This is a genomic window from Sorangium sp. So ce302 (assembly GCF_051530145.1).
GTDB lineage: Bacteria > Myxococcota_A > Polyangia > Polyangiales > Polyangiaceae > Sorangium > Sorangium cellulosum_B.
The window spans coordinates 5,801,730-5,823,174 of the sequence record NZ_CP150326.1; the positions used below are offsets into that span (position 1 = coordinate 5,801,730).

Consider the following 21,445-nt stretch of genomic DNA (forward strand, 5'->3'; position numbering starts at 1 on the left):
AGAACCTCTAGCCAGAGAGAACGACCACGATGACCACACAGACGATCGACCCACGGGACAGGAAGCAGGGAGGCGGCGCGCCGCAAGGCGCCGCGGAGGGGCTCCGGCTCGACCGCTCGAACGCGCTGCTCGCCGAGGCGCGCCGGCTCATCCCCGGCGTCACGCAGTCGCTCATGAAGCGGCCGGAGATGTTCGCGCTCGGCTCGTTCCCCGTGTACCTCGAGGGCGGCGAGGGCGCGCTGGTGCGCGACGTCGATGGGAACCAGTACATCGACTACATCTGCGGGCTCGGGGCGAACACGCTGGGGCACAACCACCCGGCGGTCGTCGACGCCATCCGGCGGCGGCTCGACAGGGGCATCCTTCACTCGCTGCCGACGGAGGTCGAGGTCACCGCCACGCAGGACCTCGTCGCGATGACCCCGGGCGCCGAGATGGCCCGCTTCTTCAAGACCGGCGCGGACGCGACGTCCGCGGCCATCCGGCTCGCCCGCCACGTGACCGGCAGGGAGAAGGTCGTCACCATCGGCTACAACGGCTGGCACGACCACTTCATGTTCGACACCCCGGGCGTCCCGGCGGTGCTGCGCGAGTACACCCACCGCATGCCGCTCATGGCCGAGGCCGACGAGCAGCCGCTGCTCGATCTCACCGCGAGCAAGGGCCCGGAGCTCGCGCTCGTGCTGCTCTCGCTGCCCTACAAGCGGTGCGTCTCGGCGGAGTACCTGCGCAAGGTGCGCGAGGCGTGCCGCGCCCAGGGCGTGCTGTTCGTCCTCGACGAGGTCGTCACCGGGTTCCGGCTCGCGCGCGGCGGCGCGCAGGAGTACTACCAGATCGAGGCCGATTTCGTCTGCTTCTCGAAGGGCATCGCCGCGGGCATGCCGCTGTCGGCGATCGCCGGGCCGCGCCAGGTGATGAGCCGGCTCTCGGAGCTCCAGGTGTCGACGACGTTCGGCGGCGAGATGCTCTCGCTCGAGGTCTGCAGGGCGGCGCTGCGCGAGTACCGCGAGACCGACACCATCGCGAAGGTCGCCGCGCTCGGGAAGCGGCTCCGCGAGGGCATCAACCGGCGCGCGGAGCAGGGCGGCTTCCCGCTGCGCGTCGTGGGGTACGACGCGATCCCCTTCTTCCTCATGGCCGAGGATCTGGCCGTCCACACGAAGCGCATGGAGCCGTTCGTCGGCGCGATGGCGAGGCGCGGCGTCCTGCTGCGGCGCGACGTCAACTTCCTCTGCGGCGCGCACACCGAGGCGCAGATCGATCACACGATCGACGCGGCGCACGACGCGCTGCTCGAGCTGGCGAGCCGCGGCGTGATCGAGCGCGGCGCGGGCGCGAAGGCCCAGAGCTGAGCCCACGGTCGTGCAGAACGCTCGCTCCGAACGGATCCTCCTGTTCCTCATCGCCGCGGTCCAGTTCGTCAACCTGCTCGACTTCATGGTCGTCATGCCGCTCGGGCCGGACTTCGCGGTCGCGCTCGGCATCCCGATGTCCGATATCGGCCTGATCGGCGGCAGCTACACCGCGGCGGCGGCGGTCTCGGGGGTCGCCGGCGCGTTCTTCCTGGACCGCTTCGACCGGCGCAGCGCGCTCGCCGTCGCGATGCTCGGCCTCGTCCTCGGCACGGCCGCTGGCGGCCTCGCTACCGGCCTGCCGAGCCTCCTCGCGGCGCGCGTGCTCGCCGGGGCCTTCGGGGGGCCCGCGACCTCTATCGCGTTCTCCCTCGTCGCGGACGCGATCCCGCCGGAGCGGCGCGGCAAGGCGATGGGCGTCGTGATGGGCGCCTACTCCCTGGCCGCGGTGCTCGGGGTGCCGGCCGGCCTCGAGCTCGCGCGGCGCGGCGGCTTCCAGGCGCCGTTCTTTGCCGTCGCGGCGCTCGGGCTCACCGTCGCGGGGCTCGCGCTGCTGCTGCTCCCCTCGATGCGCGGCCACCTCGCCGGGGCGCGGGCGCCCGGGACCGCCCTGCGCGAGCTCCGCGCGCTCGTCGGCCGCCCGCTCGTGCTGCTCTCGTACTCGACGACGGCAGTCATGACGATGGCGTCGTTCCTCGTCATCCCGAACATCTCGGCCTACGTGCAGCACAACCTCGGCTATCCGCGCGAGCGGCTCGGCCTGCTCTACCTCGTGGGCGGCGCGCTCACCTTCGTCGTGATGCGCACCGCGGGCGCGCTGATCGATCGCGTCGGCGCGTTCCGCACGAGCCTGGTCGGGGCGGCGATGCTCGTGGCCGTCCTCTATGGCGGGTTCCACTCGTACGTGCCGGGGCTGCCCGTGCTCGTCGTCTTCGTCGCCTTCATGACCGGGACGGCGATCCGCAACATCTCCCACAGCACGCTCGCCTCGAAGGTCCCGCTCCCCTCCGAGCGGGCGCGCTTCGGATCCATCCAGTCGGCCGTGGATCACCTCTCGTCGGCGCTCGCCGCGTTCCTCGCGGCCAGGATGCTGCACGAGCTCCCCGACCAGCGCCTCGACGGCATGGGCGCCGTGGCCGCGCTGGCGATCGCCTTCACGCTCGCGTCGTCGTGCTTGATCTTCCTGATCGAGCGACACCTCGCCCTCGGCGCGTCGAGCAGCGCCGGCGCTGCGCGCGCGCTGGAGGGCCGGGGCTAGTCGACGAGCGCGGGAGTCCAGAGAGCGCGCCTCCATCCGGGCGCCCCTCACCTGGCTGACCTGGTTTCCATCTCCGATTCCCCTCGGTGGGAACAACAACCCATCGGGGGCACCTCCCCTTCTGATGCTGGAGAAAAGCTCCAGGGTCGGCTTGCACGGCCGCTCCTCACATGCTCTTTGTCGGTGACCTCATCCATGGTGTCCCCGTCTCTCGTCCCGCGCCTCGCGGGATGCCTTGGCTGCCTCGCCGCGGCCCTCGTCCCGCGCATCGTCGTCGCCGTCATCCCGGCCGAAGCCTCGCCTCCTCCGGTCGCGGCCGTCGCGCCGATCACCGAGGTCTCGCCCCGCGCGAAGGGCGCGCCCGAGCCCCTCATCGACTGCGCCGCGCGCTCCGTCGTCGCCGTGGCCGTCTCGCATCGCGATCCCCGGGGCGGCGAGCGACGCGTGAGCCTGTGCAGCGGCGCGCTCGTCGAGCCGAACCTCGTCTTGACCGCGCGTCACTGCATCTCGCGCAACCTGACCGCGGCCCCTCGCTGCGATCGCTCGGGCCGGTCGCACAACGGCGATCACGTCGGCGGAGACATCGATCCTTCCGAGATCGCCATTTACACCGGGGACCATATCGATGTCTCCCGCGACGCCGCGCGGGCGCGCGCCGTGGCCACGCTGCACGGGAAAGAGCGCGTCCTCTGCGACGCGGACATCGCCTATCTGGTGCTCGATCGGCCCCTCACCGACGTGGCGCTCCTGCGGATGCGCGAGGTCGGGGCGCTCGATCCAGGCGACAGCGTGGTCGCCGTCGGGTACGGCGGCGGAGCGTCCAACCGGCTCGGCGTCCGCGCCGCGCGCGGTCCGCGCCTCGTCGCCGCCGTCGGGCCCCGCGCCGATCCGGCGACCGGCAAGGTCCTCGGTCCGCGCGAGTTCGAGATCGAGGGGGCGACCTGCGCCGGCGACTCGGGAGGTCCGGTGATCGACGCCGACCGCGGCGACGTGGTGGGCATCACGTCGCGCGGCGCGGGGTGCACCGCGGCTGGCAACCACGTTTATACGCGCACGGACGCCTTCGCCGCGCTGACGGCCGAGGCCCGCACGGCCGCGCTCGCACGACGCTGAGCGCCCCGCGCCATCGCGCCGGCTCGCCTCGCCGAGCGCGAGGGGCAGGACGCGGCAGGGGCAGGCCGTGTGCAGCCGCGGCACAGCGCGCGACGCGCGGGCGTGCCGGCACGTCGCTCGCATCGCGCGGAGTCAACGGAAGACAGACACGGGATCGACGCTCATGCGGGCAGGGTCGCGTGCGCGATGACGCTGCTTCGCCCGCGCCGATGACCACTTCCCGGAGGGATCGGAACCATGTCGTTGCTGGACACCACCAGGGGCTTCTTGACGCCCGAGCTCATCTCGGCCGCAACGAAGGGGCTGGGCCTGAGCGATGAATCGCCGACGAACGTGCGCGGCGCCGCGGAGAGCTCGGTGCCGACGCTGCTCGCCGGGATGGCTCAGGTCGCCTCTTCGGAGAGCGGCGCAGCGCAGCTGTTCAGGATGATCACCGAGCGGGACTACGAAGGTCTGCTCGGGAGAGCAGGGCCCCTCCGCGCCGAGCAGGCCGAGGAGCTCTCGCACCATGGGCAGTCGATGATCGCCCGCCTGTTCGGCGACCGCGCGAGCGGGATGATCGATCTCGTCTCCCGCTCCTCCGGCGTGGAGCAGCGGTGCTCGACCGCGATGCTCGGCCTGATCGCTCCGATCGTCGCGTGCGTGCTCGGCCGCGAGGTGAGGTCGAGAGGGCTGACCGCGCGAGGGCTCGCCGATCTGCTCTCTCATCACACGCAAGCCTTCAAGGACGATCCACGCGCCCCGGCGGGCCTCGCTGGGTTCCTCGCTCCCTCCATGGCGGCGAGCGCTCCTTTCGTCGCGGCGGCGGCGCGCGAACGGCCGCATGATGCGGTATCACCCGTCCCGTCCCGAACGACGGAGTCGTCAACCCCGCTTCCCTCGCGTGAAGGGCCTGCCCGTCAACGTCAGACGCGAGAATGGCTGCTCCCGACCTTGCTGGCAGCGGCGGTGCTCGGAGGCCTCTGGGCGTTCGTCCGCGAACGCAGGCCGGAGCGCACCGCCGCCGAGCCCACGCACGAGGCGCCGATCGCGGCGGCTCCGAGGGACGATCTCGCTCAGCCCGCCGCGCCGCCGCCGCAGGTCGAGCCGCCGCGCGCCGAGGCGCCCACGGCCGCCATGCCCGGCGAGGCGCCCCCCAGCGCGCCGGAGATCGTCGAGCAGCTCAGGATCACGGCCGGAGAGATGACGCTCCCGGGCGGCAAGGTCCTCTCCGTCGACGAGCACGGCTCCGAGGCGGAGATCGCGCGGTACCTCGACGCCGGAGCCGCGGATGGCCCCAAGCGCTTCTCGATGGAAGGCGTGAACTTCCGCTTCGGGACCACGGAGTTGACCGAAGCTTCGCGGCCGAAGCTCGAAGCGCTGGCCGTCATTCTCAGCGCCTATCCCTCCGCGCGGGTGCGCATCGAAGGGCACACCGACGCCGTGGGCGGCGCCGAGGGGAACAGATCGCTGTCGCTGGCGCGAGCCCAGGCGGTGCGCAACGAGCTCACCGCGCGACAGATCGCTCCCCATCGCATCGAGGTGGCCGGGATGGGCGCCGAGCAACCGGTGGCGTCGAACGACACCGCCGGCGGACGCGCGCAGAACCGCCGGATCGACGTCATGGTCCTGAGCCTCTGAAGCGGCGACTCACCCCCTCTGCGCCAGGAGCGCGGTACCGGCGCCGGCCTGCGGGAGCAGGGTACCGGCGCCGGCGAAAGGCCGGCGCATGGCCGCTCGGCTCTTACGTGTGCACTCTCGGGAGGACTTGCTCGAGGACGCCGACGCCGCCGTTGTCCTTCTCCACGTGGAATCGGACCACCAGGTTGTTGTTCTTGTCCCAGTCGTCTGCTCCGTCGCTCGGATCGAGGATCGCAAAGTTGCGATGCGTGACGCAGTACCTGTGTTCTGACCCCGAGATCTCCCGGAGGAACCCCTTGATGTCGCCGTTGAACAGGTTCTGACTGCCGCCGTTCGTCAGCAGCGAGAGGATGATGCGGGACATCCCCTTGGGGGCAGGGCGCGCGATGCCGGACGCGGTCACCTGATAGAGGCGCGGTCGCGAGCGCGGCTGCCCGAACCCGAGGACCGTGTCGATGTGCGCCATCGTGCCCACGTGGATGTCGCCGCCCATGAGCGTCACCTGGGTGCGAGGGCTGAAGCCGGCGAAATTCATGAGAGACATCAGGAAACGCCTGCATTCGTTCTGGTTGTTGGAGGCAGCCCAGCCGTCCCGGATGTCATCGACGGAGGCCATGTTGAACGTGTTCGTGAGCGCCTCCGCGGCTGCGAGCGGCAGGTAGACGACGGGCGTGCCGACCACGACGAAGAGGTGCCTTAGATCGAGCGCCGCGAGCTCGTTGAGCCTGAGCTCGAGGTCGTCGAGCTGTTGCTTGCCGAGGATCGTCCCGTTCTTCCACGAGCGCTGCGACCGCCCATCGACCGCGAGGATGGCGACGTCGCCGTGCTTCGCGATCCAGCCGAACCCCGAGCTGCTCACGCGGTCCCTCGGGCTCAGCGCCGCCTGAAACTCCTTGAACGCCTGCTCCGCGGCCCTGTAGCGCTCCACGGCCGGCGGGGAGCCGTCGTTGTTGTTCGACCCCCACCCATCGTAGATCTCGTGGTCGTCCCACATCATGACGTTCGGACAGCTCCCGAGGACCGCCGCCACGTCAGGGTGCGACCACGTGTGCACGTAGTGCCTGCGGTACGCGGCGGTGCGCCCCTCCGAGGCCGACCAGCCCGTGGGATCGCCGTCGCCGTAGATCTGGTCACCGGCGTGAACCAAAAGGTTCACCTTCCCTTCGTCCACGAGGGCCTTGAGCGCCCGCCACATCGCCCCGCGCCGCTCCTTGGGAAACTCGTGGTTGTCGATGTCGTTGCAGCTCACGAGGCCGATTCGAATCGGCCCGTTCGTGACGGTGCGGAAGGCGGAGCCGTTGATGCTCAGGTTGTCCGCGGGTGTGGGGAGCGGATCTCCTGCGTCGTGCTCCACGATGCCATAACGAACCCTCTCGCCGCTCAGCCCGCTCAGCTCGAACGTGGCGAGCCCGAAGGGCGGCGCGCTGCTGATCGGCACGTCGAGCGTGCGAACGCCGTTGTCGTCCGCGAACGCCAGCCTCGCCCTCCCCTTGGGCCTCTCGAAGACGGCCAAGATCCTGCTGGTTGTCTGCGTCGTGTGTCCGATGACTGCGCTTTTGAACGCCATGGTCCGCCTCTCTGGCGAGAGCTCGTCAGGCTGAGGGAAGAGGCGCCGTGGTCCTGGCGGGCACTCTCCCCTATGTTTCGTCGCGGGCGGCCGGACGCAAGTTTTTCGGCTCGCTCGAGGCGCTCGCGAGAGGGGCAAGGCGTCGGGCCAGAGGCGCTCTCCGCTCGCGCTCACCGCGTGAGAGGGGCGGGAGCGTGGCGTCGGCGGGCGCGACGCCGGCGGCGACCACGGCATCGCATCGCCGCCTCAGAACGCCGCCGTCACCGTCGCTCCCAGGTTCAGCATCGTCCCGTCGGCCCGGCCTCCGGCGACGCCTGCGCCGCGCCGCCCTGCGCGAAGGCGAGCCCCGCGGTAAGGGAGCGGTGCGAACCCGCGCCCCCTCCGGCGGATCCCGCGAAACATGCGCGCGCGGCCGTAGACTGGGCCGCCCTGGCGCGCTAGTCGGTATCCGTCGTGGATCCCAGCCCTCGAAGCAGCCCGGACGAACGCCGCCCCCGCCTCGCGCTCCAGGCCGTGCTGCCGGAGGAGCTCGCCGGCGCGTGCGGCATCGACCTCACCGACGCGCGCCGCATCGTCTCCCTGGCGCACCGCCTCGGCGAGCTGCCCGCCCGCGCGCCCGCGACCGTCCGGCGCGCCGCGCTCGACGCGGCGCGCTCGGCGGGCGAGATCAGGACGCTCGCGCTCGTCGAGCGGCGCGCGAGCGCCGAGGATCCGTTCGTGAAGTACGCCTTCCGCCTCGAGGACGGCGCGACGGTCGAGTCGGTGCGCATCCCGCTCGAGCGGCCAGGCCGGTACTCGGCGTGCGTGAGCTCGCAGGTCGGCTGCGCGCTCGCGTGCGCGTTCTGCGCCACCGGACGCATGGGCCTCACGCGCAACCTGGAGGCCTGGGAGATCGTCGAGCAGGTGCGGCTCATCCGCCGCGATCTCGACGCCACCGTAGGCGGCGGCGCGCGCGTCCATGGAGTGCTGTTCCAGGGCATGGGCGAGCCGCTCGCCAACGCCGACCGGGTCATCCAGGCGATCCGGGTGCTCTCCGAGCCGAGCGCGCAGGCCATCGACATGCGCAACATCACCGTCTGTACGGCGGGGCTCCCGTCCGGCATCCGGCGGCTCGCGGCCGAGGTCCCCGCGGTCCGGCTCGGCCTGTCGCTCGGCTCGGTGCGCCCCGGCAAGCGGCGCCTGCTCATGCCGATCGACGGCGCGCACCCGCTCGAGGAGGTCCTCGCGGCCGTGGGCGAGCACGCGCGCGCGAGCGGGCACGCGCCGATGTGGGCGTACACGCTCCTCGCGGACCAGAACGACACGGACGAGGACGCCGCGTGCCTGGCCGCGCTCGCCCGCGGCTTCGCGGCGCAGCACGGCATCTCTCCCCGGCTCAGCCTCATCCCCTACAACGCGATCGGCGCGCCCGGCGATCCCCTGCCCTCGCCGGACGGCGGCGATGAACGCGGCGCGTCGGCCGATCCGTTCGTGCGCTCGGCGCGGCTCGACGCCTTCCGCGCGGTCCTCTCCGCCGCCGGCGTCGGCTCGATCGTGCGCTACTCGGGCGGGGGCGACGTCGGCGCGGCGTGCGGGCAGCTAGCGCGGCCTTCGGCGGAGGCGCCGCGGCCGGGCGGCCGCCGGGCGCCGCCCCGCGCCGGGGCGACCGTGGGCGCGGCCGACGTCGGGCCGAGCGCGCCGCCCAGGCCAGCATGAGCGTCGCTATGGATCCCTGCTCCCACGCGCGCTAGCTTGCGCGCGTGTTCGGCTTCAGCTTCGGCGAAATCATGGTGCTCGCCATCGTGGGCATCATCGTGGTCGGTCCCCGGCGGTTGCCTGCGATGATGCGGTCGGCGGGGAGCTGGATCGCCAAGCTCCGCCGCTTGAGCACGGAGCTCCGGACGCAGAGCGGCATCGACGATCTGATCCGCCAGGAGGGGCTCGAGCGCGAGCTCCGCGAGCTCCGCGCCCTGTCGCGGGTCAACGTGATCGAGACGCTGGTGAACCCCGTCGTCGGCGCCGTGACCGCCGGTGCGATCGCCTCGTCCACGCCGCGCGTGAGGCCGCCGGATCCCGAGCCGCCGCCGCCGCCCGTCGTGCAGCCGCCCCGCGAGCGCGAGTACCCCGTCCTCGGCTGCGACGCCTACGGAGTGACGCTGGACGCGGCCCCGGACGGCGCCGCCGGCCTGCCGGTCGCACCGGAAAGCGCAGCCCCCACGGAGACCGCGAAGGCGGCGGACGCCACGACCGGTGTGGTCGGCGCAGATGCCACGGCTAGCGCGGCGGACGCCACGGTCGATGTCGAGGCCGCCGCGGCGACAGCGCCCGTGGCCGCAGAGACCGCCGCGGCGACAGCGCCCGTGGCCGTAGAGACCACCGCGGCGACAGCAACCGCGACCGCAGAGACCACCGCGGCGATAGCGCCCGCGGCGGCAGAGACCGCCGCGGCGACGCAGGGCGTGGCGACCGGAAACGGAGCGACGTGATGAGCCAGGAGCAGGCGGCGGTGAAGAGCGGCTCCCCGGGGGCGGAGGGCGCGCCGAGCGACGCCGCGGAGGATCCGGGCGAAGACAAGCCGATGTCGTTCTGGGAGCACCTCGACGAGCTGAGAAAGCGGCTCGTCCGGAGCCTCCTTGTCTTCTTCGCGGCCTGCGTCGTGGGGTGGGAGGTGCGCGAGGAGCTCTTGCACTTCCTGACCGTCCCGTTCGTGCAGGCGTGGCGGGAGCAGAGCCTGGCCGGCAACCCCTCGCTCCACTTCGGCGCGCCCGCGGCCGCGTTCGTCGCTTACTTCAAGCTGTCGATGATCGGCGGCGCGGCGATGGCCTCGCCGTTCATCTTCTACCAGCTGTGGGCGTTCGTCGCGCCCGGCCTCTACGCCAAGGAGAAGCGCTACGTCATCCCGTTCGTCCTGTTCTCGACGATCCTGTTCGTCGGCGGCGGCTGGTTCGGCTGGCGAGCGGCCTTCCCGATCTCGTTCGGTTACTTCCTCAGCCTGGCCGGCACGGTCGGCGGCGACGGGGTGACGATCACGCCGACCGTGATGATGGGCGACTACCTCGACTTCGTCGCCCAGCTCCTGCTCGGCTTCGGGATCATCTTCGAGATCCCGCTCATCGTGCTCTTCCTCTCCATCGCCGGCATCATCAACTACATCCAGCTCATCCTGTTCGGCCGCTGGTTCGTGTTCGGCGCCTTCATCCTCGCCGCCATCCTGACGCCGCCGGACATCACGAGCCAGCTCGTCATGGCCGTGCCGATGTGCCTGCTCTACGTGCTCTCGATCGGCCTCGCGTACCTCTTCGGCAAGCCGCCGACCGACGCCCAGCGCGCGGCGTACAAGGCGCGCAAGGAGAAGGAAGTCACCAAGGGCTGACGGGCGGCGCAGCGCCGGCCGGGCCGCCTGCGCTGCGTCGTCCGTGCGCCGTCCTCCGCGCGGCGTCGCGCACGGCAGACCGCTGCGCTGCTCCTTCCGCCCGCCGTCCTCCGCGCGGCGTCGCCCACGGCAGACCGCTGCGCTGCTCCTTCCGCGCGCGCCGTCCTCCGCGGCGGCGCAGTCAGGCGGCGGGCGCGGCCGCCGCGGGCGCGGCCTTCCGGCTCCGCGCCATGTGGATCGCGACCGCGGCGCCGGCCATCGCGAGCCCGATGAGCTGCGACGTGGACAGGCCAACGAAGCCCCCGCGATCGTCGGCGCGCACGAACTCGAGCACGAAGCGCCCGAGCGCGTAGAGGCCGAGGAACGTCGCGAAGACCTGCCCGTCGTACCGCTTCCGCCCGTGCACGTAGAGCAGGCAGATCGCCGCGATGGCGAACGACATCGCCGACTCGTAGATCTGCGTCGGGTGCACCGGGTGCGACGGCAGGCGCGGGCTCGTGAGCTCGAGCAGCTTGAACTGCGCGTCGCTCGCGGGGCTGTTCGGCGGGAACGAGAGCCCGAACGCCCCGTCGGTGCGCAGGCCGAAGCAGCAGCCGGCGAGCAGGCAGCCCATCCGGCCGAACCCGAGGCCCAGCGGGACGGCGAAGCCCGCCATGTCCGCCGCCTTCCAGAACGGGAACCGATCGCGCTTGAGCAGCCAGTACGCCATCGCCGACGCGCCCACGAAGCCGCCGTAGTACGTCAGGCCGCCCGCCCAGAACTTCGCCCACGCCAGGCAATCGCGCTCGACCGGGTGGCAGACCCCCTTCGCCGCGTCCCACACGCCGTGGTACCGCGACGCGCAGAGCGCCTGCTCGACCTTCCAGTCGACAAGCGACGGGTCGGTGCACAGGTGCACGTAATCCCAGAAGTATCCGTCGGCGACGACGTGGAGGAGCCTGCCGCCGACGACGCCCGCGAGCAGGCAGGCGAGCCCCAGGTCGACGATCACATCCGGGTTCTCGCCGATCCGCCGCGCCCACAGCGCGCCGATGGCCGTCGCGAAGAGGAAGCCGGTCAGGAGCAGCAGGAAGTAGGCAGGGAACGCGACGTCGAGCAGGCGGAACAGCTCGGGCCGCATGATCAGCCCGCGGACGCCTTCGCGCCGGACGCCTTCCCTGCGAGCTCGGGGCGGTGGGGGGAGAACATGTCGATCGCCATCAGCCCGACGCCCGCGACGATCGCGATGTCGGCCACGTTGAACGTCGGCCACACGAACGTCGAGGTGAGCCGGACCTGGATGAAGTCGATGACGTACCCGTAACGGATGCGGTCGACCAGGTTCCCGAGCGCACCGCCGAGCACGAGCGGCAGCCCCCACCTGAGCGCGATCTGGGAGGGGTGGAGCTTGCGGTACAGCGCGACGATGAAGACGATCGCCCCGAACGAGACCAGGAGGAAGAACGGGCGGCGGATCGCCTCGCTCTCGTCGCCCAGGATGCCCCACGCCCCGCCGTGGTTCTTCGCGAAGATCATGTTCAGGTGATCCTTGATCACCTCGATCTTCCGGAACGAGAGCGGCCGCGGCGCGGCGGTGAGGTCCGTGAGCACCTGCGGCTCCAGCCGGTCCTTGGCCCACCACTTCGTGCCGAGATCGGCGGCCAGGGTGATCGCCGAGACGACGATGAGGAACACGTACGACGGCCGGTAGGCGGGCTTCGTCGGCGCGACCACGTCGTCGGCGTCCCCTTCCTGCGAGGAGCCGCGCCCCTCGTGGTCGCGTTCACCGGCAGAGGCCGGCGGCTCGCCGGCCGGCGCGTTCAGGGGCGCGGAGCGATGCGACTCCGCATGGGTACCTTCGGTCTCAACGGGAGCGTCTCGCGGCGTCGCGTCTTCAGTCATGCGGAGCGCGTTCCTCTACGACAAACCGAGCGCTCCGGCAAAGGCTTCCCTCCGCAGGCGCCGCCGCGCGCGTCTTTCACGCCTTGCGCGTGTCACGTGACGTGCGTGACTTGCGCGCGCCGCGCCGCGCCGCCCCACGCGCCGTCTGCTCCGGCCGAGCCGCCCGCTCGCATCCTTCAGCTGGCCGGCGGCACAGGCGGAGGCGCTTCCGTCGATAGCGGAGGGGTGGGGTCGCCGCCCGCCGGGCCCTCCGAGGCGCCGCGCGCGTCTGGAGACGGCGCGCTCGCGCTGCGGGTCGCGACGATCATGTCCTTGGACATCAGGATGACCCCCGCGACGATCGCGATGTCCGCCACGTTGAACGTCGGCCAGTGATACTCCCGACCGCCGCGGATCACGTACATGTCGATGAAGTCGATCACCCAGCCGTAGCGGATCCGGTCGACCAGGTTGCCCATCGCGCCGCCGAGCGCCAGCGCGAGCCCCCACTTCATCCCCGTCTGGTCCCTGTGGACGCGCCGGTAGATCGAGAAGATGAAGACCATCGCCGCGGCGGAGACGAACAGGAAAAACGGCCGCCGCAGACCGTCCGGGAGGCCGCGCAGGAAGCTCCAGGCGCCGCCGGGGTTCTGCGCGAAGATGAAATCGAGGTGGTCCGGGATGATCGTGAGGACCTTCGCGCCCGACCGCTTCGGGTCGAACCCGGTGAGGCGCGCGTGCGCCCACCCCTTCGTCACCAGGTCGGCGGCGCACGAGACGAGCGCCACGACGGCCAAGAAGCGGAGCGAGGCGCGCTCCTCGCTGGGGAGGTCGTCGGGAAGGTGCGCGACGGGCGACGCTTGCGGTGCGTCCGAGGACATCGTCCTCGCTTCTACGCGATGGCGTGGCACGGAGCAAACAGCCTCGAGCAGAGCGATGCCCGGCGGCGGTCGTCTTCTGCTCTTCCGTTCGTCCGTTCGTCCGTTCGTCCGTTTGCCCCCCTCGCGCCTTCCGGTTCCGTCTTCCGCTCTCGCCCGCGCCTCCTCCGCCGATCACCGCGCCGGTTCACCGTTGGTTCAGGATCACCACCGGACGCTCCGGGGCGCGCGATCGCACCGGCGCCTTTTCCCGTCCGGGAGGATCGGTCGGACCGGCCGGGTCGACCGCCGGCGCCTCCCTCCTTCGCAGCGCGAGGTGCACCTCGCCGTACGCCTGGAGGGCCGCGCCGCGCTGCCGCTCCGTGGCCGCCGCGCGCCCCAGCGACTCGGCCAGCTGCGCCCGGCGCCCCGCGAGGTACGCGAGATCCCTCGCCTCGGCAAGCTCGCTCCCCCCGGCGAACGCCTGCTCCGCGCGCTCCATCGCCTCGGTGGCGCCGCGCAGGTCCGCGGGCGCGAGCTCTGCCGCCGCGCCCGCCCGGGCGCGCTCGTAGCTCTTCCTCGCCTCGATGAGCTCCTTCGGCGGGAGCGGGGCGCTCGCGCACCCCAGGAGACCGCCGACGAGCAGAATGGCCACTGTCCCGTGATTGGTTCGCATGATTCCGCGCCTCCTGTCCGCGAGCCCTAGCGGAGCTGCCGCTGGATGGATCCGACCTCCTCGAGCGCCTCGTGCGTGCGGGCCTGGGCCTGCGCCTCGCGCGTGAGGGCGAGCGCGAGCTCCGCGTCCGCCTGCGCGCGCAGGAGCATGCGCTGCGCCCGATCGGGCACGCCGTCGGCCGACAGCCTCGTCGCCCGCTGCACCTGCTCCCGGGCGAGGCGGAGGTGGGCTTCCGCCCGCGGGTCCTCGTCGGCTCCGACCTCCTCGGCGGCTCGAATCATCGCCTCCGAAGCGCCGAGCCGCTCGCTGAAGCTTGGAGCGTACGCGGCGCACCCCGCCATCGACGCGCCGAAGAGCGTCAAGAACACTGCGTTTTTCATGTGCGACACCTCGTTGCCAGCCCCGGACGAGATGTCGCCCGGAGAAGGCGGGTGAGAGAGCGGATGGGATCATCGACTCCGGATCTCCGTCGTCGATCGGCTCGTCCTCAGGCAACCAGCACACCAGGGCCGACGACCTCGGGGCGGCGCCTGAGCGCGCACACGAGAAGCGCCGCCCTGCGTCCGTCGGTGCAGAAGGAATCACGACGACGCTGAGACATCGCCTCACGCGCCGTATCCGCGCTTCCCATCGGTTGCGCGCAAACGAGCCATTCGCCGGAGCCCCCGTGTGCGTCGCTTGCGGCGACTGGACCACAGGAGAGCCGCAGACACCGGATCTCGTTCGAGGACGGGAGAGGCCCCCTCTCCGCTGTACGCCCGCCTGCCGCGGCAGCCCGCCGCGACCGCGTTCCGCGCCGGCCCGCCACGCCCGCCTGCCGCGCCGATCCGCCGCGCCAGCCGCGCCGGCCCTTCACCCGCGCGCCGTCCTCCCCTCACCCGCGCGCCGCCCTCCCCTCACCCGCGCGCCGCCCTCCGAGATCCCGGCCGCGCAGGCCAGCGCAGCGTCACGGCGGCCGACGTGTGCGTCGCGCCCGATCCGGTTGAGTGACACGGCGCATCTGTTTAGTATACCTGCGCCATGCCGTCGCCCCCCTGGAAGATCGAGACCGGCGTCGAGACCGTCATCTCGTCGTGGCTTGCCTCCGGCTACGTCCGCCCTTGTTTCACCGCGGATCGCGAGCTTCCGCCGGCCGACGCGCGCACCGCACCGATGCCCGACGCGCTCTCGCCGGCGCTCCGCGGCGCCCTGGAGCGGCGCGGCATCGATCGGCTCTACGACCACCAGGCGCGGGCCTTCGCGGCGGCCCGCGCGACGCCGGCGGGCCCGAGCGCCGCGGCGGAGCCGGCGCGGGCGGGGCGGCACGTGGTCGTCGCGACGCCCACCGCCAGCGGCAAGAGCCTCTGCTTCCATCTCCCGGTGCTCGACGCGCTCGCCGAGGGCGCCGCGTCGGGCCAGGGCGGCAGCGCGATCTACCTGTACCCCACCAAGGCGCTCGCCCGGGACCAGGAGGCCGGCCTGCACGCGCTCATCCGCGAGGCGGGGCTCACGATCCCGGCGATCGTGTACGACGGGGACACGCCGGGCGACGCCCGGCGGGCGGCGCGCGAGCGCAGCCCCATCGTGATGACCAACCCCGACATGCTCCACGCGGGGATCCTGCCGCACCACGCGCACTGGGCGCGGACGTTCCAGCGCCTGCGCTACGTCGTGCTGGACGAGCTCCACACCTACCGCGGCGTGTTCGGGTCGCACGTCGCCCACGTCCTCGCCCGGCTGCGCCGTGTCGCCGCGTTCCACGGATCGAGCCCGACCTTCCTCTGCGCGACGGCGACGATCGGCAACCCGCGGGCGCACGCCGCGCGCCTGCTGGGCGTCGCCGAGGACGAGCTCGAGCTCATCGACGAGTCAGGCGCCCCGCGGGGGCCGCGGCGCTTCTTCCTGTACAACCCGCCGGTGGTGAACGCGGAGCTCGGGGTGCGCGCCAGCACCCTGAAGAGCGCGGTGCGCCTCGCCGGGGATCTCGCGCGCGCCCGCGTGCCGACGCTGGTGTTCGGCCAGTCGCGCAACTCGGTCGAGATCATGCTGAAGTACCTGCGCGAGGGCGTCGGCAAGGAGATCGGGGCGGAGGACGCGATCATGGCGTACCGCGGCGGCTACCTCCCGGAGACGCGCCGGCGGGTCGAGCGGGGGCTGCGCGAGGGCGAGATCCTGTGCGTCGTGGCCACGAACGCCCTCGAGCTCGGCATCGACATCGGCGAGCTCGACGCGGTGATCTGCGCCGGCTACCCCGGGTCGGTCGCCGAGACGTGGCAGCGCTTCGGCCGGGCGGGCCGGCGCGGCAAGACGAGCATCGCGGTCCTGTGCGCCACCAGCGCGGCGCTCGACCAGTACCTCGCGAGGAACCCGGGTTACCTGCTGGAGCGCGGGGCCGAGTCGGCCCGGATCGATCCGCAGAACACCGAGATCCTCGTGCAGCACCTCAAGTGCGCGGCGTTCGAGCTGCCGTTCCTCAAGGGGGAGCCCTACGCGGCGATGCCGCCGGACGACACCGTGGCGGCGCTGCGCTTCCTGCAGGACAACGGGGTCGTGCACGAGTCGAACGATCGCTTCCACTGGGCGTCCGACGCGTATCCGGCGAACCACGTGAGCCTGCGCTCGGTGGGCTGGGACAACTTCGTCATCATCGACAAGGCCCTTGGCAAGACGCTCGCGGAGCTCGACTGGCGCGCGGCGCCGACGATGCTCCACGAGCAGGCCATCTACCAGCACGACGGCGAGCAGTACCAGGTCGAGCGGCTCGATTACGAGAACCACAAAGCCTTCGTGACGAAGGTCGTCCCCGACTATTTCACGACCGCGCTCACCCACCGGAAGGTGAGCATCCTCGACGAGAGCGCGGCCGCCCCGCTCGGCCGGGCGACCGCCGCCTTCGGCGAGGTGAGCATCGTGGAGAAGGTGGTCGGGTACAAGAAGATCAAGTTCTACACGCACGAGAACACGGGATACGGCGACGTGCGCTTGCCCGACATCCAGATGCACACGACCTCGTTCTGGCTCACCGTGCCCGAGCCGCTCTGCGAGGAGCTCGGCCTCGGCCGCGCGACCGCCATCGACGGCCTGCGCGGGATCGCGCGGGCGCTGGAGACGGTCGCGACGCTCTCGCTCATGTGCGATCCGCGCGACATCGGCCAGACGCTCGAGGACGGGAGCGAGGCGCGGGAGGTCCCGGCCGGCGGAGAGGCGGCCGGGGTCTTCGATCCGACGCTGTTCCTGTTCGACAACGTGCCAGGCGGCGTCGGGCTCTCCGAGCGCATCTACGAGCAGCGCGACGAGCTCCTCGCGCGCACGCGGCAGCTCATCGCCGGCTGCCGCTGCGACGAGGCCGGCTGTCCGCTCTGCGTCGGCGCCACGGAGACCATCGACGCGAAGCGCAAGCGCGCGTCGCTCGGGCTCCTCGCGATCTTGCTCCACCAGGCGTGAGCCCGGCGGCGAGCGCCTCCGGGCGCTCGCCGCGGCGCGCCGCGCATCATGTCCCGAGCGGACGGCGACCAGACCCACGCAGATCCAGCGACATCCACCTCGCTCTGCGCCCCTGAGCCCCTACCACGCTCGCGCTGGGCGCTCGTCGTGGACGTGTCGCCGCCGCCCGCGCTGGCGATCGTGACAGCCATGTTTCGGCGCGGAGGGGAACACCACGAGTCGATTTGTGCAATCGACCGCAGCGTCTCTGGAGATCGAGCGCTGTCGCCCCTTTACCCCGCCCCTCGGTGCAATCTAGAGTCGGGGCACCGTGGAGAGCGCGCCATCGAGGGGGGTTGTTCTGGGGCGTTACGCCATTGGACCGCGGATGGCGCGCGGCGGGATGGGCGAGGTGTTTCGCGCGGTCGCGCTCGGGCCGGACGGCGAGGAGGTCCCGGTCGCCATCAAGCGAATCGTCCCGATGCACGCCGGCAGCGACGATCTCAGGCAGCTCTTCATCGCCGAGGCGAGCATGATGACCCGCCTCAAGCACCCCAACATCGATGAGGTGCTCGACTTCGGCGTCGACGAAGCGGGCGACTTCTACCTCGTGCTCGAGCTCGTGTCCGGGACGGATCTCGGGCGACTCTGCAAGGGGCTCTGGGCGCGCGGGGAGTCCGTCCCGGTGCCGATCGCGCTCTTCGTCGCCGCCCAGGTGCTCGAGGGGCTGGGCTACGCGCACGAGCGCTCGGCCGCCGAGGGGCGGCTGATGGTGCACCGCGACGTGAGCCCTGGAAACGTGCTCATCTCGCTGAGCGGCGCCGTGAAGATCGCGGACTTCGGCGTGGCGATCGCCACGCGGGGCGACGTGGGGGACGCCGCCAGGCGCGACCTGGTCGGGAAGCCGAGCTACATGCCGCCCGAGCAGTTCGACGGCGAGCGCGTCGACGCGCGCGCCGACGTGTTTGCCCTCGGGGTGGTCCTGTTCCAGATGCTCACCGGGACGCGGCCCTTCCCCGGGAGCAGCGCCGCCTCGCGGATGGCGGCGGCGCGCGAGGGGCAGATGTTGCGGGCGAGCGAGCTGCGCCCCGAGGTGAGCCCCGCGCTGGAGGCGATCCTCTCGCGCGCGCTCGCGCCGCGCCGGGACGACCGCTTCCCCGACGCGCGCGCGATGCTGGAGGCGATCGAGGCGCTGCGCGAGGCAGGCCACGAGATCGGCGCGCCGGAGGACCTCGGGGCGCTCGTGAGCGCGGCGCTGAAGGAGTCGCCGGAGTCGCGTCCGCCGGGCCCTCACACGCCCGAGCTCCCCGAGGACGAAGACGACCTGGAGGGGGGCGAGCTGACGCGCGCCGACGCGGACAGCCCCTTCACCCTGCGCGCGACGCGGCGCCCCGGCCCATCGTCGCAGGTGCTCGGCGGCGAGGCCGAGGCGCTCGATGCGCTCGATGGCATCGACGCGGCGCTCCCGGCGCCGTCGAGCGCCCCGGTGAGCGGCGGGTTCCACGTCGTGGCGCCGGCGTCCGGCGAGGAGAGCTCGATCGATCCGCTCCAGGCGTCGAGCCTGAGGGGGGCGGTCTCCTTGACGCCGAGGCCGCGCGACGAGGCGCGGCCGCCGTCCTCGGCGCCGGGCGCGGTCCTTCCGCCGGCCGGGGCGACGCGGCAGCGCCTGCTCGCGGGGGCGATCGCCTGCGCCGCGCTGGCGGGGATCGCGGTCGCCAGCGTGCGCGTCGGCCGCGGCGGACCGAGCGCAGCCTCCCCCGCGGCCGTGCAGCGCGCCGTTCGGGCAGTGCAGCCGCAGATCACCGCCGCCGTGCAGGCCGCGCTGTTGCCCCTGCGAAGAGCTCCTTCCCCTGCGAGCCCCGCCGAGGGCGCTGCGCCGGCCGCGGGCTCTACCGCAGGTGCCGCGCCGGCCGCGGGCACCACGGCGGGCGCTGCGCCGGCCGCGGTCACCGCCCCCGCCGCGGACACCCCGTGAGTCGCATCGCTTGCGGCGCTCGGTCCGCTCGGTTAGCAGCGCGGCATGCGACGCCCTCACGTTCTCCTCGCCCTCGCCCTGACCGCGCTCGCCGGCTGTAGCGCCTCGCCGCCCGCAGCTCCGCCGCCTCCGACGGCTGCGCCCCCGGCTCAGCCCGACGCGCCGCCCGCTGCGGCGGCCCCCGCCCCGGGCGACGTGGTCGCCCCGGCGCCGTTATCGGTCGCCTCGGTCGAGGTGCCTGCTGCCCTGCGCGCCGTCGTCGACGCCGCCGATCGCGCGGACGCCGACCGGGCGCTCGACGCCGGCCGTAAGCCTGCGGAGACGCTCACATTCTTCGGCATTCAGCCGGGGATGAAGGTCGCGGAGCTCGCGGCGGGGGGCGGCTACTCGGCCGAGCTCCTGGCGCGGGCGGTCGGGCCGGGAGGGGTGGTCTATGCACAGAACAACCGCTTCGTCCTCGAGCGCTTCGCCGAGAAGCCGTGGAGCGAGCGGCTCAAGAAGCCCGTGATGAAGCCGGTGGTCCGGGTCGATCGCGAGCTCGACGACCCGTTGCCGCCCGAGGCGCGGGATCTCGACGCCGTGTTCCTCGTGCTCTTCTACCACGACACGGTGTGGATGGAGGCGGACCGGGCCGCGATGAACCGCGCGGTCTTCCGCGCGCTCAAGCCCGGCGGCGTGTTCGCGATCGTCGATCATGCCGGGCGCGCCGGGACGGGCGTCACCGACGTGAAGACGCTCCACCGCATCGAGGAGAAGATCGTGCGCGAGGAGATCGAGCGGGCCGGCTTCCGGCTCGCGGCCGAGGCGACCTTCCTCCGGAGCCCCGCGGACACGCGCGACTGGAACGCCTCGCCGATGGTGGCGGGCGACAAGCGGGGTACGAGCGACCGCTTCGTCCTGAAGTTCGTCAAGCCAGGGGGCTGAGCCGCCGTGGCGGCCCGGGCTCATCGCGGGCAGCGGGTGAGCGGCGGCGGCGCATGCCATCCGCCATCGGAGCCGCCCCTCGGCGCATGGGCGGCGCTCACCCGTCGGAGCGAACGCAGCGCACGAGCCGCCGATCGCGGACCGTGTGGTCCTGCGATGCGCCGTTCGTGAAGTTGACGAGGACGGCCTTCTCCGCGCTGCCGATGGCGGGCGTCGACGACCAGAAGACGTCGGACGGCGTCCCCGGGAAGGCCTCCAGGTCGATCGCCGGCCCGGACCGCCGATCATCGACGATCGAGAGCAGCTCCTTCGCGCTCGGCAGCCGCCAGTCGCCCTTCCCGGCGAGGTCGATGTCTTCGCAGTGCGCGAGCGCGTCGCTCCAGATGAACCGGGTCTGGGAGGCGTGGCGCTGCCAGACGAGCCCCGTCGAGCGATCGAGCACCCAGTCCTCGCCGGGCGAGAGATCGGCCGGCGCGATCCCCTTCACACCTCCGACGCACAGCGCCCGCGCGCCGGCCGTGTCGTCCTTCGCGAAGAAGCCGAGGGACGCATCGCTGGCCAGCACCCCCCAGGCGAACGAGCTGTCTGCGGCGACGTCGGTCGCGGACCAGTAGAAGCTGTCCTGGGTGGACGTGAAGAAGATATCGGGAAACGCCGTGGGATGGCCGAAATCCAGGATGGAGACGAGCTCGATCCGCGTCGGCAGGCGCCAGTTTGAGAGGCCGCCGATCCCCTGGGCGCTGAGCGCCGCGCAGTGCTCCTGCGCGCCGACCAGCGTGAACATCCCGTTCTCCGCCACCTTTTCCCAGGTGAGCCCGGTCACCGAGTCTTCTACCGCGCCGGCGGTTTCTGTGTAGGAGGGGACGGCGATCTCGTAGTTCCCGTCCTGTCCGAAGAAGGGCGCCGAGGGCCCTGGGCACGCCTCCAGCACGGTGGTCCCGTTCGAGCAGCGCGTGGTCGGCGAGTCCGGCCATGTCACCGGCACGGGCGGCGGCCCTCCGCCGCCGGTCCCTCCCCCGCCGCCCCCGCCGCCGATCGGCTCGCTGCCGCCGCCGCCGATCGGCTCGCTGCCGCCACCGCCGATCGGTTCGCCGCCGCCGCTGCTGCCGAGCTGAAAGGGCTCTCCGATGCATCCGGCGAGCGTGACGGACTCCACGAGCAGCGCGGCCAACAGCCAGGTGAAGCGAAGGGCGTGAGGGGTCTCGTTCGGCATGGGCAAGCGGCGGCGCCAGGAGAGGATCCGGGCCAGCAGCCTATCATTCACCGGGGCGCGGGGGTCGACTTCCTCGCAGCGCCTCGCGCCGCAGGCTCGCATCGCTGCCGCCCGCCGCCCGCTTCAGTTCCCCCCGCGGGCGCGGTTGCCCGCGCCCGCGGGCAACCGCGCCCGCGTCGGCGGCGTTCGCGCCGCCCGCGCGGGCGGGTCGGCCCATGAGAGGCGAAGCGAGCATGATGGAAGAACGACGCGCGGCGGAGAGTGGGGTTGAGCCCG

The 21,445-nt window shown here is 72.4% G+C and carries 17 protein-coding genes; 10 read left to right on the top strand and 7 right to left on the bottom strand.

From position 1 onward, the window contains the following. The first annotated feature begins 29 nt into the window (after positions 1–29). From WME73_RS22020 to WME73_RS22035, 4 genes are all read left to right on the top strand, one after another. Positions 30–1,352: an aminotransferase class III-fold pyridoxal phosphate-dependent enzyme gene (locus WME73_RS22020; RefSeq protein WP_437916958.1), complete on the top strand. Its 1,323-nt coding sequence runs from the start codon at positions 30–32 to the stop codon at positions 1,350–1,352. Positions 1,353–1,362: 10 nt separating this feature from the next. Continuing rightward, entirely contained in the window at positions 1,363–2,610 is a 1,248-nt protein-coding gene (locus WME73_RS22025; protein WP_437916959.1) for an MFS transporter, read from the top strand. Between the two features lie 195 nt (positions 2,611–2,805). After that, positions 2,806–3,723 carry a trypsin-like serine protease gene (locus WME73_RS22030; RefSeq protein ID WP_437916960.1) on the top strand — a complete coding sequence of 306 codons (918 nt, stop codon included), beginning with the start codon at positions 2,806–2,808 and terminating at the stop codon, positions 3,721–3,723. A 237-nt stretch (positions 3,724–3,960) separates the two neighbouring features. Further along, on the top strand, positions 3,961–5,343 hold the full coding sequence (locus WME73_RS22035) for an OmpA family protein (protein WP_437916961.1): 1,383 nt from the start codon (positions 3,961–3,963) through the stop codon (positions 5,341–5,343). 103 nt (positions 5,344–5,446) lie between these two features. Here WME73_RS22035 and WME73_RS22040 read toward each other — a convergent pair whose 3' ends face one another. Next, entirely contained in the window at positions 5,447–6,910 is a 1,464-nt protein-coding gene (locus tag WME73_RS22040) for an alkaline phosphatase D family protein (RefSeq protein WP_437747348.1), read from the bottom strand. A gap of 453 nt (positions 6,911–7,363) precedes the next feature. Here WME73_RS22040 and rlmN point away from each other — a divergent pair, with 453 nt between their 5' ends. Genes rlmN through tatC form a run of 3 tightly spaced genes read left to right on the top strand, consistent with a single transcriptional unit; the run spans position 7,364 to position 10,262 of the window. Then, positions 7,364–8,605 (top strand): 23S rRNA (adenine(2503)-C(2))-methyltransferase RlmN, encoded by a 1,242-nt coding sequence (rlmN, locus tag WME73_RS22045; protein ID WP_437916962.1) that lies wholly within the window; start codon positions 7,364–7,366, stop codon positions 8,603–8,605. Between the two features lie 44 nt (positions 8,606–8,649). After that, on the top strand, positions 8,650–9,375 hold the full coding sequence (tatB, locus tag WME73_RS22050; RefSeq protein ID WP_437916963.1) for a Sec-independent protein translocase protein TatB: 726 nt from the start codon (positions 8,650–8,652) through the stop codon (positions 9,373–9,375). Further along, positions 9,375–10,262: a twin-arginine translocase subunit TatC gene (gene tatC, locus WME73_RS22055; RefSeq protein WP_437747351.1), complete on the top strand. Its 888-nt coding sequence runs from the start codon at positions 9,375–9,377 to the stop codon at positions 10,260–10,262. The genes tatB and tatC overlap by 1 nt, the downstream gene beginning before the upstream one ends. Before the next feature lie 181 nt (positions 10,263–10,443). On the opposite strand, the gene WME73_RS22060 is transcribed toward tatC, so the two are convergent. From WME73_RS22060 to WME73_RS22080, 5 genes are all read right to left on the bottom strand, one after another. After that, positions 10,444–11,382 (bottom strand): prolipoprotein diacylglyceryl transferase, encoded by a 939-nt coding sequence (locus WME73_RS22060; RefSeq protein ID WP_437747352.1) that lies wholly within the window; start codon positions 11,380–11,382, stop codon positions 10,444–10,446. Positions 11,383–11,384: 2 nt separating this feature from the next. After that, a complete protein-coding gene (lspA, locus tag WME73_RS22065; RefSeq protein ID WP_437916964.1) occupies positions 11,385–12,143 on the bottom strand; it encodes a signal peptidase II in 759 nt (252 codons plus the stop codon). A gap of 176 nt (positions 12,144–12,319) precedes the next feature. Beyond that, entirely contained in the window at positions 12,320–13,003 is a 684-nt protein-coding gene (gene lspA, locus WME73_RS22070; RefSeq protein ID WP_437747354.1) for a signal peptidase II, read from the bottom strand. Between the two features lie 184 nt (positions 13,004–13,187). Further along, on the bottom strand, positions 13,188–13,655 hold the full coding sequence (locus WME73_RS22075; RefSeq protein WP_437747355.1) for a DUF4398 domain-containing protein: 468 nt from the start codon (positions 13,653–13,655) through the stop codon (positions 13,188–13,190). Between the two features lie 26 nt (positions 13,656–13,681). Further along, positions 13,682–14,035: a DUF4398 domain-containing protein gene (locus WME73_RS22080; protein ID WP_437747356.1), complete on the bottom strand. Its 354-nt coding sequence runs from the start codon at positions 14,033–14,035 to the stop codon at positions 13,682–13,684. Positions 14,036–14,675: 640 nt separating this feature from the next. Here WME73_RS22080 and WME73_RS22085 point away from each other — a divergent pair. The 3 genes from WME73_RS22085 to WME73_RS22095 all read left to right on the top strand — a co-directional run bounded on the left by WME73_RS22085 (position 14,676) and on the right by WME73_RS22095 (position 19,956). Further along, complete coding sequence (locus WME73_RS22085) at positions 14,676–17,078, top strand: DEAD/DEAH box helicase (RefSeq protein ID WP_437916965.1); 2,403 nt, start codon at positions 14,676–14,678, stop codon at positions 17,076–17,078. Positions 17,079–17,445: 367 nt separating this feature from the next. Continuing rightward, positions 17,446–19,032: a serine/threonine-protein kinase gene (locus WME73_RS22090; RefSeq protein ID WP_437916966.1), complete on the top strand. Its 1,587-nt coding sequence runs from the start codon at positions 17,446–17,448 to the stop codon at positions 19,030–19,032. Positions 19,033–19,077: 45 nt separating this feature from the next. Further along, a complete protein-coding gene (locus tag WME73_RS22095; protein WP_437916967.1) occupies positions 19,078–19,956 on the top strand; it encodes a class I SAM-dependent methyltransferase in 879 nt (292 codons plus the stop codon). A 97-nt stretch (positions 19,957–20,053) separates the two neighbouring features. Here WME73_RS22095 and WME73_RS22100 read toward each other — a convergent pair whose 3' ends face one another. Continuing rightward, on the bottom strand, positions 20,054–21,220 hold the full coding sequence (locus WME73_RS22100) for a DUF1566 domain-containing protein (protein ID WP_437916968.1): 1,167 nt from the start codon (positions 21,218–21,220) through the stop codon (positions 20,054–20,056). Positions 21,221–21,445: the final 225 nt, after the last annotated feature.

Excerpts from the sequence above, each read along its gene's own strand:
- WME73_RS22020 (WP_437916958.1), top strand. The coding sequence starts at position 30 with ATGACCACACAGACGATCGACCCACGGGACAGGAAGCAGGGAGGCGGC.
- WME73_RS22030 (WP_437916960.1), top strand. The coding sequence starts at position 2,806 with ATGGTGTCCCCGTCTCTCGTCCCGCGCCTCGCGGGATGCCTTGGCTGC.
- WME73_RS22035 (WP_437916961.1), top strand. The coding sequence starts at position 3,961 with ATGTCGTTGCTGGACACCACCAGGGGCTTCTTGACGCCCGAGCTCATC.
- WME73_RS22040 (WP_437747348.1), bottom strand. The coding sequence starts at position 6,910 with ATGGCGTTCAAAAGCGCAGTCATCGGACACACGACGCAGACAACCAGC.
- tatC (WP_437747351.1), top strand. The coding sequence starts at position 9,375 with ATGAGCCAGGAGCAGGCGGCGGTGAAGAGCGGCTCCCCGGGGGCGGAG.
- WME73_RS22060 (WP_437747352.1), bottom strand. The coding sequence starts at position 11,382 with ATGCGGCCCGAGCTGTTCCGCCTGCTCGACGTCGCGTTCCCTGCCTAC.
- lspA (WP_437916964.1), bottom strand. The coding sequence starts at position 12,143 with ATGACTGAAGACGCGACGCCGCGAGACGCTCCCGTTGAGACCGAAGGT.
- lspA (WP_437747354.1), bottom strand. The coding sequence starts at position 13,003 with ATGTCCTCGGACGCACCGCAAGCGTCGCCCGTCGCGCACCTTCCCGAC.
- WME73_RS22075 (WP_437747355.1), bottom strand. The coding sequence starts at position 13,655 with ATGCGAACCAATCACGGGACAGTGGCCATTCTGCTCGTCGGCGGTCTC.
- WME73_RS22080 (WP_437747356.1), bottom strand. The coding sequence starts at position 14,035 with ATGAAAAACGCAGTGTTCTTGACGCTCTTCGGCGCGTCGATGGCGGGG.
- WME73_RS22085 (WP_437916965.1), top strand. The coding sequence starts at position 14,676 with ATGCCGTCGCCCCCCTGGAAGATCGAGACCGGCGTCGAGACCGTCATC.
- WME73_RS22090 (WP_437916966.1), top strand. The coding sequence starts at position 17,446 with ATGGCGCGCGGCGGGATGGGCGAGGTGTTTCGCGCGGTCGCGCTCGGG.
- WME73_RS22095 (WP_437916967.1), top strand. The coding sequence starts at position 19,078 with ATGCGACGCCCTCACGTTCTCCTCGCCCTCGCCCTGACCGCGCTCGCC.